Here is a 13,862-nt window from a genome sequence, read left to right as displayed (position 1 = left end):
CGCACAGCCCGATAATTTCTGGACAAGGCCATTTGGCATCGTCGGTTCATGACGGTTAAACTCCCCGACTTCAAGCCCTACCGGAGCCGGCGGTTGATTGACATGCCCTCTTTGCTTTCGAGCCATCCGGCTGTGCCGGCCTACCGCCGCTCGATCACTGGTTATGTCCTGTTCACCTTATGGGTGATGGTACTGGTGACATTTGCGCCAAGCGTGATGGCACAAGGCGTTGATGTCCGCGACCGACCGGTGGACGACATCCGCATCGAAGGCCTCAAACAGGTTCCTGAAACGCTGGTACGCAATCAGATCCGCGTCGCCAAAGGCGATCCCTATGACCCCGATGTGGTTAACGAGGACATCATCCGCATTACCAGCCTTGGACGATTCAACAGCGTCCAGGCCCGTGTCGAGGCGCAGCCTGATGGCACCGTGATCCTGACCTATGTCCTGGGTGAGCAAGCTCTGCTGAGCGACGTACAAGTTGTCGGCAATAAAAAGAAAAAAGACGGAGAACTGCTGGCGCTGGTGCTACTCCGAGCAGGCGATCCCATCGACCCGTTTCTCATTGATCGTGGTGCTACGGAAATCAGACGAGCTTACGAAAAATCCGGCTACTTTGTCACCGATGTCACGGTCGATCAGGAAGCACTAAACGAGTCGGGGATTCTCCTCTACCGCATCCGTGAGGGTCCCAAACCCAAAATCCGTGGCATTCGATTTGAGAACAACACGGCCTTCAGTGACGGCCAACTCCAAAGCAAGATCAAGTCGAATACCTACGTGTTCATCTTTCGCAAAGGTGAACTGAGCCGTGAGCAGCTCGATTCGGACGCGGCCAGGGTTCGTGACTTTTATCACGAACGTGGTTACCTGGACGCCCAGGTCGGCAGACGAATCGACCTCGCCCCGGACCAGCGCAGCGCGGTGGTTGTCTTTTTCGTTCAGGAAGGGCAGCGATACACGGTCTCTTCCATCAAGGTTGCTGGCAACAATATCTTCACCTCTGAGCAGATCCTTGAAACGATGGCTCTCAAGCAGGGCGACATCTTTTCCGCGGATCTGTTAACCAAAACCGAAGAAAGCCTCGGCGAGCTTTACGGGAAACTGGGCTTCATTGAGGCCCGCGTCGAAGTCAAACGACTCTTCCACGAAACCGAACCCAAGGTGGATGTCATCGTCAACCTTGATGAAGGCGTCCCTTACACCGTGGGCAAGATGTCCGTCAGCGGCAACGATCTGACCAAGGACAAAGTAATCCTGCGTCAGGTGCGTGGAATGAAGCCCGGCAGACGGTTTGACGGAACCGGTATCAAAATTACCGAGCAACGCCTCACCGAGTCTTCGCTTTTCTCCAAGGGAACAGTAACGGTTCTCGGCCAACCAGTCCGAACACCCAAAGCCACGACTTCGCCCGAAGAAACCTCGAAGATCCTGACCGATGAAGCAATGATCAATCGCATCGGTCAACCCGTCGGTTCGCCGGAACGTGATGTATTGGTGACTGTCGAGGAAAAGAATACGGGCAGCCTCAGCTTCGGTGCGGGGATCAGCTCCGACTCAGGCGTGCTGGGAGCGATTGACCTCGTGCAGAGGAATTTTGATATTGCAGACTTCCCTGATTCACCGGGCGAGTTTTTCTCCGGCAAAGCATTTCGCGGTGCTGGTCAATACTTTGGAATCTCCCTCCAGCCGGGTAATGAAACCAGCCGGTATTCAGTCAACTTCCGTGAACCCTACCTGCTTGATTCGAGTCTGTTCCTTGATACGAGCCTTTTCTTTTTCACTCGCAGTCGATCTCAGTACGATGAGGAGCGGTTTGGCGGGGCTGTCGGACTAGGCCAGCGGTTTGGTGACGTGTGGTCCGCTTCCATTCGAGCACGCGGGGAGCATGTAAACATCGAAAATATTGAAACCGACGCGCCGGTTGATGTTTTTGCTGTCGAGGGCAAAAACCTCATTACCTCACTGGGTTTCTACGTTGCCCGTAACACCACCGACAACGCGATATTCCCCACACGCGGAAGTAAATGGGAAGCGGGTATCAGCCGAACTGGCGCATTGGGTGGTGACTTCGACTTTACGGGAATTACGACGGAATTTCGTAAGTTCTGGACGGTGGATGAAGACTTTTTTGGTCGCCGCACTGTCTTTAGCTCGCGTACTGAAATCGGATACATTCTTGAAGACGCCGACGAGGTGCCGGTGTTTGAGCGATTCTATGCCGGCGGCCATCGCAGCCTTCGAGGCTTCGATTTCCGCGGCGTCAGCCCTAGAGGTATCCGCAACGATACGCTGACCCTGGGTGATGATCCCATCGGCGGCGAGTTCCTTTTCATCCAGAGCTTTGAATACAACTTTCCTGTTTACGAAGACGTCATCCGTGCAGTATTCTTTACTGATACCGGCACTGTGGATACCGACTTCAACTTCAGTAAATACCGCGTATCCATCGGTACCGGTATTCGAATCAAAATCCCGTTCCTTGGCCAGGCACCTTTCGCGCTGGACGTAGCGTATCCGCTCATAAAAGAGAAGGAAGACGATATTCAGTACTTCAGCTTCGATCTGGCGGTGCCGTTCTGAGATCACATAGATTTGGGAGGCATCTGGTCACACGTAGCAAACGAGTAAACTCAAAAAACTGTGTCAGCATAAGTGATTTGTGTTACCTGCCTTTGCTCGACTGCCCTCGTCGTGTTAAAACGGACTCGTATCAACCGCATCAAACTCTCCGGAGATTAACCATGACTAAGCATCGCATCTGGGTTTTCGCGTCGGCGTTCGGTGTGCTCGCGGCAGGAGCATTTGTGGGTTCGCAAGCCGCTGAAGCATTGAAAGCACGTCCGACGGCTGTGGCTGTCGTGGACATGGAGAAGATTTTGTCTGACCTCACCGAAAAGGTTCAGATCGAGGCCGACCTCAAGACACGCCAGCAGAAGTATCAGCAGGAGCGGATGGATAAACAAAAAAAACTCGAACAACTCAAAGGAGACCTTGAGGTACTCGGCCAGAACACCGCGAAATACAAAGAGGCTCAGGAATCTCTCGAACGGGAAGCCTTTGAGTTTCAGGCTTGGGACCAGTGGCAAAATGCCGCGCTGGCTCGCGAATATCGCCTGCAAGGCCAGGCGTTACAAAACAAAGTTGCGGCGGCGGTAGGCAAGCTGGCCGAGACTGACAACTACGACGTTGTGCTTCCAAAGCAGCAGAATGTTCGCATACCTGCTGGAAACGGCCAAGTCTATGATCAGGGGATTCGGGTGGCCTTGTGGTCGAAAGCTGACCTTGATATCACCGCCCGTGTCATCACGATCATGAACAACGAATACGTCAACAAGAAGTGATTAGTACCGCGGCATTGTTGTCCCTAGTCCAACGCAATCATCCGATACGCCCATGTCACTGACGGCCAAAGAGATCGCGGCTCATGTCGGCGGTGAGCTTATCGGCCGGCCTGATGTGGAAATCACCGGCGTGGAGAGGCTTGATGCTGCCACTCCCAGTCAGATCACCTTTATCCGTGATGCGAAGCATGCGCCAGCGTGGCCAACAAGCCGTGCGGGAGCTGCGCTGATCGGCCAGGATGTGCAGATTGATGCAGGGCAGCGTGCAGCTATCCGCGTAACCGATGCTGACCTGGCTATTGCGATTGTTCTGGAGCTTTTCGCACCGGAAATTATTCGTCCGGTAGGTATTCACCCCAGTGCGGTCATTGAACCTTCAGCGATCATTGAGGCTGACGTCGCCATCGGACCGCACTGTTACGTGGGTGAACATGTAAAAATCGGCGCGAAAACGGTCTTACATCCCAACGTCACGGTTCTTGCCCATGCTGTGATCGGCACCGCTAGTGAACTCTACCCCGGTGTAGTCATCGGTCAGCGATGCACAATTGGCGATCGCGTCATCTTTCACCCAAATGTTGTGATTGGTGCGGACGGATTCGGCTACCGTCCTGCTCTTGACAAGCGCAGCATCGTCAAGATTCCTCAGATCGGGACCGTGGTCATCGGTAACGATGTGGAAATCGGGGCGGCGACCTGCGTGGACCGTGCGAAATTTTCTCAAACTGTGATCGGTGACGGATCGAAAATCGACAATCTATGTCAAATTGCTCACAACTGCGTCATCGGTCGCATGGTCATCATCGCTGGCAATACCAGCCTGGCGGGCAGTGTCGTTGTAGGCGATGGCGTGGTGATCGGCGGATGCGTGGTCGTCCGTGAGCATGTCAAAATCGGAGCTGGGGCAAAAATCGCCGGTGCAGCCGCTGTCATGGAAGACGTTGCCCAAGGCCAGACCGTTGCAGGCTATCCAGCACGGGAGCATCGTGAAGCGTTGCGGGAATATGCCGCCATGCGGAAGCTGCCGGAATTGATTAAGTTAATGCGGCAGAAATAGGTCTCAGACTCCAGAACACGCATCAAGAATGCTTCTGTCTGGACCCTGTGTATCTGCGCTCAGCCCCCTATGGAACTCCAGAACACCATCGCCAAGTCAACTTCTCTCTCAGGGCGCGGCCTCTTTACCGGCACGCCCGCGACGGTCACCTTCCGCCCAGCGCCGGTGAATCATGGCGTCATTTTCATCCGTACCGATCTGGGTAATACGCCCGTGCCGGCATTGGTGAATTACGTGCTCAAACGCGCTCGCCGCACCACCCTCCGTAACGCGGCCGCCTCCATAGAAACCTGCGAACACTGCCTCAGTGCTGTTGCAGGTCTGGGGATCGACAACCTCATCATCGAAATCAGCGGCCCTGAACTACCGGGAATGGATGGATCATCCCTTCCCTACTTCAACGCATTGAAAGAAGCCGGCCTTGTCATCAGTGATGTGCCACGGAAGTATTTTGTCGTCACCGAGCCAATTATTGTTCAACATGACGACGCGATGGTTGCCGCCGTGCCGTCTGACCAGCCACGTATGCAAGCTATGTACGACCTGAATTACGGCGACCATCCCGTGATCGGACGGCAACTGGCTGTTTTTGACTTTAATAAAGGCAATTACGAGAAAGACATCGCCCCTGCACGAACCTTCGTACTCGAATCCGAAGCAACGGCACTGCGCGAGGCAGGACTCGGCACGCACCTGACCGCAATGGACGTGCTAGTCATCGATAGCCACGGGCCTATCGGCGGCAATTCGTTTCGTTTCTCCAACGAGCCTGCTCGCCACAAGGTGCTCGACCTGATCGGCGATCTCTCGCTTCTGGGAGCACCTATCCAGGGAAGGATCATCGCCCATAAATCAGGACACTGGCTCAATCAGGCTTTAGTCCGCCGGATGATTCGGCAATATCGCGGTCGTGATCGACATGAGCTGGCTCTGCATCGTGAGGTGCTTGATGTTCGCAAACTGATCAAGATTTTGCCCCACCGCTACCCAATGCTGCTGGTAGATCGCGTGGTGGAGATTGATGATGATCGCCGCGTGCTGGGAATCAAGAACGTAACGATTAACGAGCCATTCTTTCAGGGCCATTACCCCGGCACGCCGATCATGCCGGGAGTGCTTATCGTAGAAGCGATGGCACAACTCTCGGGTGTGTTGATGGCGCGGCATGCAGACTATGCGGGCAAGCTTGCCGTGCTGCTCTCGCTCGATCGTGTGAAGCTGCGCCGTCCGGTGACACCAGGCGATCAACTTATGCTTGAGGCCGAGGCCGTGAGAATTCGCAGCCGGACGGCTCATATGCGTTGTCGTGCCTATGTGGCCGAAGAATTAGCCGCGGAAGCAGAAGTGAAATTTATTGTGGTGGACCAGGAAGAGACATGAAAGGGGTAGCCGACCACCCATGATTGATAACGATGGTGACTCAATAGCATCACAATCAAAACCCATCGATCATCGACAAACGGCCACCGACCATCGCGAATGCCCACGATCCATCCATCATCTGTCATCGAAGCTGGCGCAAAGCTCGCCGCCGATGTTGTCGTCGGCCCGCTTTGCTACGTCGGAGCCAATGTCTGTATCGGCGAAGGTACTCGGCTGGTGAGCCATGTTTCGGTACTTGGTTGTACGACCATTGGTGCGGGGAACGTCATCTGGCCACAAGCTGTACTTGGTGCAGATCCTCAGGATCTCAAATTTCGCGGAGAGGATGCGCAGCTCATCATCGGTGACCGCAACCAGATTCGTGAACTGGTCACGATGCACCTTGGCACACAAAACGGCGGCGGTGTTACGCGAGTCGGTAGTCAAAACCTCATCATGGCTGGTGCCCACATCGCTCATGACTGTGAAATCGGAAGCCATGTGCTGATCGCCAATAACGTGGGGCTATCCGGTCACGTCCGTGTCGAAGACCACGCCAACATCGCAGGCGTCACCGGGGTACACCATTTCGTGACGGTCGGGCAATACTCCTACACCGGAGGTATGTCACGGGTCGTGCATGATGTGCCGCCATTCATGCTTGTCGAAGGTGATCCAGCGGCGGTACGCCAACCCAATTTCATAGGCATGGAGCGTCATGGATTCACACCGCAATCCATCGACGCAATCAGGGACTGCTTCCGACGGGTTTACCGGCAGAATCGCCGCCTGGGTGAAGGTGAAAGCGATTCCCGCGGGAGCATTGAGGAAAGACTTGCTGCTCTACGCAGACAATACGGAAGTTATGAATGCGTCAACATTTTCGTCGATGCTGTTGAACGCAGTACGGCAGGCGTTTTTGGCAGGTATCTCGAGGGCAAGCGTCGCGATGATCGACGCAAAGGCGCATCCAGCACACGATAGGATCTAGTATCACCATTATTGCGACCCGTGACGTTATGTGGATCACCAGCGATGATGTATTTGAACACCGCTTTGGAGTGGTGTGATTTTTTTCGTGGTACTTGGATTCTCTCGTTATTAATAGTGTTGCGGAGAGTCAACGACTGGGAGATTTCGCCGCATGATTGACGTCATGATTATCACCTACAACGAGGCGATTAATCTGCCGCATTGTCTCTCCGCATTGCAGGGATGGACAAATAAAATATTTGTTGTTGACAGTGATTCGACGGACGGAACTCAGGACATTGCCCGTTCATATGGTGCAGAAGTCATTCATCACAATTGGCCCGGTTATGCCAAGCAAAAAAACTGGGGTTTAGCCAATCTACCGCTTACCTCTCCGTGGACCTTCATCATCGATGCGGATGAAGTCATCACGAATCGCTTACGCACGCAGATCACCCAGATCACATCCAAGCCTGTTGACTCCGTAGTGGAAAATGGATTTTTCATCAACAGACTAACGTACTTTCTTAACAAGCCAATCCATCACTGCGGCTACTTTCCCAGTTGGAATCTTCGGCTTTTCAAGCGAGGGCTTGGTGTTTATGAAGATCGTGAGGTACATGAACATATTATCATTGATAATCCGTTGGGATATATCTCTGAGCCTATGTTGCATAACGATCGCCGTGGATTAGAACACTTTATTGCAAAGCATAATCGCTATTCCACACTGGAAGCGAGGTCGATTTATCGCGACATTGTGACTCATTCAGATATTTCCCTGACGCCGAATATCTCTGCACAAACAAGACGTAATCGATGGATGAAACGCCATCTGATCCCTCATATTCCGGGGACCCCGCTATGGCGTTTTTTTTATATGTACGTGCTTCGAATGGGAATACTTGACGGCCGAGCCGGCTATGAGTTCTGTAAGTTCATCAGTATGTATGATTATATGGTGTCGGTGAAGCTCAAGGCTCTCAAGCGAGGTGTAACCTCTCCCTCTGCTCAAGTCCCAACGCACTCATCATTAGCTCAACCGGAAGGAAGCCCTCCGCGCACAGAACCCCTGCAGGCTCCTCAGCCTTTACCTCAAATCAAGCAGACTCCATCGCCGGAGTCGGTTTCGGTTGACTCGGATCCGAGTCGCCCCATGCCTCGTGATTCACGTGCCGATGCGATGGTCCATCTGACGCAGCCTGATCGCCCGCCTGTCGGCCAGTGGCCTTCGCGGGGCAGCGTTCCGGTATCTGTTCTCATCCCGGTAAAAAACGAAGAACGCAACATTGTCGAATGTCTGCGACACGTCATGTGGGCCAGCGAGATTGTTGTGGTGGATAGTCACTCCACCGATCTGACGGTACCGCTGGCACAGTCCATGGGGGCTGACGTGTACTGCTTCACCTATAGTTCCAATGGTTGGCCGAAGAAAAAGAACTGGGCTCTGGATACGGTACGCTGGAAAAATGAATGGGTACTGATCCTCGACGCTGACGAAATCATGATGCCAAAGCTGGCGGAAGAGATACGTCGCGTGGTCGTCAATCAGCCCTCTGAAAACAGACGCAAGGATGGATGTGGGGACGGCTATTGGCTGAATCGACGGTTCATGTTCATGGGAACCTGGATCAAAGGATGTGGATACTATCCCAGCTATAACATACGTTTATTCCGGCACCGCGTTGGACGATATGAGCGGATTGGTGCGCTTGGTGATACTAGTTCAGGAGATAACGAAGTACACGAACATATTGTCCTGACAACAGGCCAAGCTGGATATCTTGAAGGAGATTTCCTTCATTACGCCTATCCTAATCTGGCTACCTGGATTGATAAACACAATCGGTATTCCAATTGGGAAGCCTATGTTATGGGTGAGGATCGTCTGGGTTCCGTACAGGCTTCGATTTTAGGCGGCCCCATCGAGCGACGACGATGGATCAAAAAGGTCGTGCGACACCTTCCATTCCGACCAACCCTTCGTTTTCTTTACAGTTATATTCTCAAACGTGGATTTCTGGATGGATATTCCGGCTATGTAATGTCTCGACTGATGGGATGGTATGAGTTCATTTCCATTGCGAAATATCACGAAATGAAAAAATGCGATTCGCGAACTCCTAATCTACCTTCCACCCAAATGAGCGTAACAACCTCTGTAAAACCCGATGCAGGAAAGTAAATTAAACCTGAGAGGACTTTTCTCTGAATTTCTTGATCACTGAAAGATTTAGAACGCAATCGCTAATCACAAGACGTCGAAGGCGTCTGCCTGATTGCGCCAGCCTCCCAACCATTTTTTATCAATCAACGAACCGCCACTCTTTTAAGCGTTAACTCCAAACAGACTCCCTGTTGGATAGCATCGTCAGCATGTCATTAAGGAAGGTGTTCGTGTAAAAAATATCTTTCCCGAGCAATCAGCCTGTTATCCTATTGACTCAGTTCATTGCCCTTTTGGGATCCGGGGCTTTCCATCCATGTCAAATGAAACCGCAAATCAATCAGGTGTACGTGTGCCAGAGTTCGGCCACAGACGCAATTTCCGTTCACACACTGTTTCTTACCTGCAGCAACCTATTGATAAGTTTCTGCCCGCAGCTACTCCTGGCCTTCGGGTTTTGGACATCGGTTGCGGCAATGGATTCTGGGCGGGAGAAATGGTGTCAAGAGGATTTAGCGTCGTTGGCATCGATCCTTCCAATGAAGGGATCACTATTGCCCGCGAGGCGTACCCCTCAGCTCGATTCGAGGTGATGGAAGCGTCGTCTGACCCACTGCCTCAGTTAGGAGAATCTCCGTTTGACGTCGTGATGAGTATGGAAGTCATCGAGCATGTTTATCTGCCTCGAATTTGGGCGTCTGCGTGTTACCAGGCACTGAAACCAGGCGGCCGATTGATTTGCTCAACGCCTTACCACGGCTACCTGAAAAATCTCGTTCTGAGTCTGGGGAACCTGTGGGACCGCCACGCATCGCCTCTCTGGGATGGAGGTCACATCAAACTCTGGAGCCGGCAAACACTCGGTTATCTGCTCAAGGAAGCCGGTTTTGTCAATCTTCAGTTTGCCGGTGCCGGTCGCTATCCGTATCTATGGAAATCAATGGTGTTCGCGGCTGACCGTCCGCGCTGACTTGCCTTAGTGTCATGAGCGTAACCGTATTGTCCAGATCACTAGCGAATGTTAAATAGTTGTAATATTTGTTTTACTAATGATTTACACGTCTCTTCCTCCGATCCGCCAGAGAAATGATCGCTTGGTTTAGATGGGTTGTGCCTACAAGCACGGCTGCAGAGAAATCGCATTGGGACGCTTTGCCATAATTCTCGGCAGTTGTTACGATATGTGGCTCAAAATCAATGACGGACGAACGATCAAGCGTTTCTCGCAGGTCTACACGATTTGCGAGATCAGGAAAGAATTGAGCAATGACGATTTCCGCAGAAAAGAAGCAAAGCATCATTCACAACTACCGCCGTGGCGAGACCGATTCGGGATCGCCTGAAGTTCAGGTCGCCCTCCTGACAGAGCGGATCACCAGTCTCACCGAGCACCTGCGTGACCACAAGCACGACTACGCATCGCGACGCGGGTTGTTGATCATGGTGAGCAAGCGCAACCGCCTGCTCCAGTACCTCGCTGAGGCCGACCGCCCGAAGTATCAGGAACTGATCGGCCGTCTGGGCCTGCGTAAGTAATCGTCAGGCCGCCTCTGGCCCCATATGGGGAAGAAGCGGATGGCAGTGGGCTCGGCGCACCGGCGACACGTAAGGTGCGTTAAGCCTTCTGTCTTCTGCTTCCAATGTTGAGGCGGCCATGCGGGGTAAACCCGCGTCTTTCACATGGAGCGCACCGCTCCTGTTCTTCTCCCACCGCACACATAAAGGAAATGCAGAATGGCAGTCACACGCGTAGAGATGGAGCTGGGCGGACGCACGCTGAGCATCGAGACGGGCAAACTGGCAAAACAGGCTGACGGTGCAGTCGTCGTTCAATACGGCGAAACGGTTGTACTTGGCACGGTCGTTCGTGCTGCTCCACGAGAGGGCATCGACTTCTTCCCGCTCACAGTCGATTACCGTGAGCGGCTCAGCGCAGCAGGAAAGTTCCCCGGTGGATTCCGCAAACGTGAAGGGTCTCCAAACCAGAAGGAGACTTTGACCATGCGGAACATCGACCGACCGATTCGGCCGCTGTTCCCCAAGGGATTCTTCGACGAAGTGCAAATCCAATGCTGGGTGCTGGCTGCGGATGGTCAGAATGAGCCTGATGTCCTCGCCGGTATCGCAGCGTCCGCCGCACTGGCGGTGAGCACTCTGCCCTTTGAGGGGCCGGTTGGCAATGTCCGTGTCGGTCGCGTGGATGGCAAGTTCGTCATCATGCCTACCGCCGCACAGAATGAATATTCCGATCTCGACATGCTGCTCTGCGGCCACAAAGATGGCCTCAACATGATCGAAGTCGGTGCGCATGAATTAGCTGAAGATATTGTCGCCTCCGCTATTGAGTTCGGTTATGGCTACATCAAGCAAATCGTCGGGAAAATTGATGAACTCGCTGCCAAGGCGGGTAAGGCTAAAGTCTGTGATCTTCAGCTTCCTGCTGCTGACGTTGTCTCAATCGTCAACGCGAAACTGACCGGACCGCTCAAAGCCGCCAAAACATCCGGCGGTCTCAAGCTCGAACGCTACGAAGCCGTTGACAAAGCCAAAAAGGTATTCCTCGAAACTGAGTTTCCCAAGCCCGGTGACTCTGCCAGTGTCGCGGAGATCAAGCGTTACGAGCAGCGAGTCAAGGACGCCAAGCTCGCGATCGCTGATCTCGAAGAAAAAATTACCCGCGAGGTCATTCTCTCCGGCACGCGCACTGATGGCCGTAAATTCGACGAGCTACGTAAAATTACCTGCGAAGTCGGCGTCCTGCCGCGAGTCCATGGCTCGGCACTCTTTACTCGCGGCGAAACACAGGCACTGGTCACGCTCACACTCGGTACGAAGAAAGACGAACAGATCGTGGACGGCCTGGGTGATGAATATGCGGAGAAGTTTTATCTCCACTACAACTTCCCGCCATTCTCTGTGGGTGAAGCCAAGCGTATTACAGGACCAGGTCGGCGAGAGATTGGCCATGGCATGCTCGCCCAGCGAGCACTGCAACCGATCCTCCCTCCCGTCGATGTATTCCCCTATACCGTACGGCTTGTTAGCGACATCCTTGAATCCAACGGTTCATCATCGATGGCATCGGCGTGCGGCGGAACACTCGCCCTGATGGATGCTGGCGTCCCCATTGGTGCCGCCGTTGCCGGCATCTCCATCGGGTTAATCAGTGAGGGCGGTCGCGAAGTTTTTCTCACCGACATTCAAGGCGAAGAAGATCACTTCGGCGATATGGACTTCAAAGTCACAGGCACGCGAGACGGTATCACTGCCATCCAGCTCGACCTGAAAATTAGAGGTCTGAGCATCGATCAGATCCGAAAAACATTCGAACTCGCCAGAACAAACCGCCTTCAGATCATCGACATGATTGAGGATGCCATCCCTCAACCGCGCGAGACCATCAGCAAGTACGCTCCGCGCATTCTCAGCACACATATTCATCCCGAAAAAATCGGAAAACTCATCGGCCCAGGCGGCAAGACCATCCGCGCCATTCAGGAAGCGACTGGTGCCATCATCGAGGTTGAAGAAGACGGCACAGTCTTTATCTCCGGTGTCGGCGAAGGTAAAGCTGAGCGTGCGCTTGAAGAGGTGGAAAAACTTTGTGCCGAGGTAAAAGTCGGCCAGATTTATTCCGGTCGCGTAAGCTCTATCAAAGATTTCGGTGCCTTCGTGGAAGTGATCCCCGGACAGGATGGCCTATGCCATATTTCTGAGCTGGCAGACGGATTTGTCGAACGAGTTGGCGACGTCGTGAAGCTCGGTGATGTGATCCGCGTAAAAGTGATCCTCATCGACGACCAGGGCCGCGTAAAGCTATCTCGCAAATCGGCAATCAAAGAAGAAGGCGAGAAAAAGCAGTAATCGTCCGACAGCCTAGTTCCGCCGCCAACTACTCTGGGTATAAAATTTCCGAGGTCGCAGGGCTTGTTTTCCCTTGACGATCCAAAGTGCAAAACGCAACTGTCAATCTTTATTGACAGCAGATGTACTTCACGAACATCTCGCTGGTACCCCAATGAATCCCCGCCCCAGGGATTATGGTGTAAGTGTCTTACCCGACAACTCATCACGCCCCCTCCCTCAGAGCTATCCAACGACTCGATTCAAAGTGTTATCACTTCTTCTTTTTAGAAACACGGTTTGATACATAATTTGTCCAAATATGGAATTCTGACTACTGCCTGATTTACTCTCACTCAGCCTGCGACTGATCTACCAACCAAGCTGCGGTGAAGACCTCAATGGTTGGCAACGACGCAAACATTTTGGGATTGAAATCAAGATATCAATATCTATTTAATAGGTTGGATCAAACCATTCATTCTCGCTTAATTTGCGAAGAAATGCCGTTTTATTGTTGATGTGATAGTTGCGGTGGAAGCTGGGTAAGTTTAGAATTAATATAACGCTCCCAAGCATTTCGAGGAGCGTTAGGGGAATTTTGTTTTTTCACGGAATCCGCTTTGTCGGCTGCATGCTGGCTTGCGGTGACAAGTAGGTTTCATCCGACCCATTCGGATTCGATTGCTGTGAATGACAAAAGCAATCCGAAAGGGATAGGTGTCGTGAATCCGGGAGATCGGGGCTGTCTATTCATCTCTTACAGTTTACAGGAGCACGTCCATGGCGACGCGCGGAAATGTGAAATGGTTTGACCCCAAAAAGGGGTTCGGATTTATCGTAGGGCCGGAGGGACAGGATGTTTTCGTCCACTACAGCCAGATCATGGGGGACGGCTTCAGGTCACTCAAGGACGGCGAACCTGTCGAATATGAGCTGATTCAAGGTGAAAAAGGTTGGCAGGCTCGCACGGTTACTCGGCTGGAATCGAATCCACAATACAAACCGGCGAGCGATCCTTCTCATCCGAACTGATTTCCGGCTGGTGGAATAAATCGGATTTTATTTCTGCCCCAACGTACTCCGTACCGCAAGTCTTGCAGACGACTTTCGC

At 52.8% G+C, this 13,862-nt stretch carries 10 protein-coding genes; all 10 read left to right on the top strand.

What is annotated here, in order from left to right:
• Positions 1 to 48 precede the first annotated feature (48 nt).
• The 10 genes from IT444_06085 (at position 49) to IT444_06040 (ending at position 13,783) form a co-directional block, all read left to right on the top strand.
• Complete coding sequence (locus tag IT444_06085) at positions 49 to 2,586, top strand: BamA/TamA family outer membrane protein (protein MCC7192337.1); 2,538 nt, start codon at positions 49 to 51, stop codon at positions 2,584 to 2,586.
• Between the two features lie 161 nt (positions 2,587 to 2,747).
• A complete protein-coding gene (locus IT444_06080) occupies positions 2,748 to 3,347 on the top strand; it encodes an OmpH family outer membrane protein (protein MCC7192336.1) in 600 nt (199 codons plus the stop codon).
• Positions 3,348 to 3,399: 52 nt separating this feature from the next.
• Positions 3,400 to 4,404: a UDP-3-O-(3-hydroxymyristoyl)glucosamine N-acyltransferase gene (gene lpxD / locus IT444_06075; protein MCC7192335.1), complete on the top strand. Its 1,005-nt coding sequence runs from the start codon at positions 3,400 to 3,402 to the stop codon at positions 4,402 to 4,404.
• Between the two features lie 69 nt (positions 4,405 to 4,473).
• Positions 4,474 to 5,784 carry a UDP-3-O-[3-hydroxymyristoyl] N-acetylglucosamine deacetylase gene (lpxC, locus tag IT444_06070; GenBank protein MCC7192334.1) on the top strand — a complete coding sequence of 437 codons (1,311 nt, stop codon included), beginning with the start codon at positions 4,474 to 4,476 and terminating at the stop codon, positions 5,782 to 5,784.
• Positions 5,785 to 5,883: 99 nt separating this feature from the next.
• Positions 5,884 to 6,750: an acyl-ACP--UDP-N-acetylglucosamine O-acyltransferase gene (lpxA, locus tag IT444_06065; GenBank protein MCC7192333.1), complete on the top strand. Its 867-nt coding sequence runs from the start codon at positions 5,884 to 5,886 to the stop codon at positions 6,748 to 6,750.
• 172 nt (positions 6,751 to 6,922) lie between these two features.
• Positions 6,923 to 8,923, top strand: a complete 2,001-nt coding sequence (locus IT444_06060; protein ID MCC7192332.1) for a glycosyltransferase — start codon at positions 6,923 to 6,925, stop codon at positions 8,921 to 8,923.
• A 334-nt stretch (positions 8,924 to 9,257) separates the two neighbouring features.
• Positions 9,258 to 9,875 (top strand): class I SAM-dependent methyltransferase, encoded by a 618-nt coding sequence (locus IT444_06055; GenBank protein MCC7192331.1) that lies wholly within the window; start codon positions 9,258 to 9,260, stop codon positions 9,873 to 9,875.
• 296 nt (positions 9,876 to 10,171) lie between these two features.
• Entirely contained in the window at positions 10,172 to 10,441 is a 270-nt protein-coding gene (rpsO, locus tag IT444_06050) for a 30S ribosomal protein S15 (protein MCC7192330.1), read from the top strand.
• A gap of 198 nt (positions 10,442 to 10,639) precedes the next feature.
• Positions 10,640 to 12,769, top strand: coding sequence for a polyribonucleotide nucleotidyltransferase (pnp, locus tag IT444_06045; protein ID MCC7192329.1), 2,130 nt, complete (start codon positions 10,640 to 10,642; stop codon positions 12,767 to 12,769).
• A gap of 762 nt (positions 12,770 to 13,531) precedes the next feature.
• Positions 13,532 to 13,783 (top strand): cold shock domain-containing protein, encoded by a 252-nt coding sequence (locus tag IT444_06040; GenBank protein ID MCC7192328.1) that lies wholly within the window; start codon positions 13,532 to 13,534, stop codon positions 13,781 to 13,783.
• The last annotated feature ends 79 nt before the right edge of the window (positions 13,784 to 13,862 follow it).

Source organism: Phycisphaeraceae bacterium (assembly GCA_020851465.1).
Classification (GTDB): domain Bacteria; phylum Planctomycetota; class Phycisphaerae; order Phycisphaerales; family Phycisphaeraceae; genus JADZCR01.
Note: the sequence above shows the minus strand (reverse complement) of the source record. Positions and strands in the feature narration are given on the sequence as shown.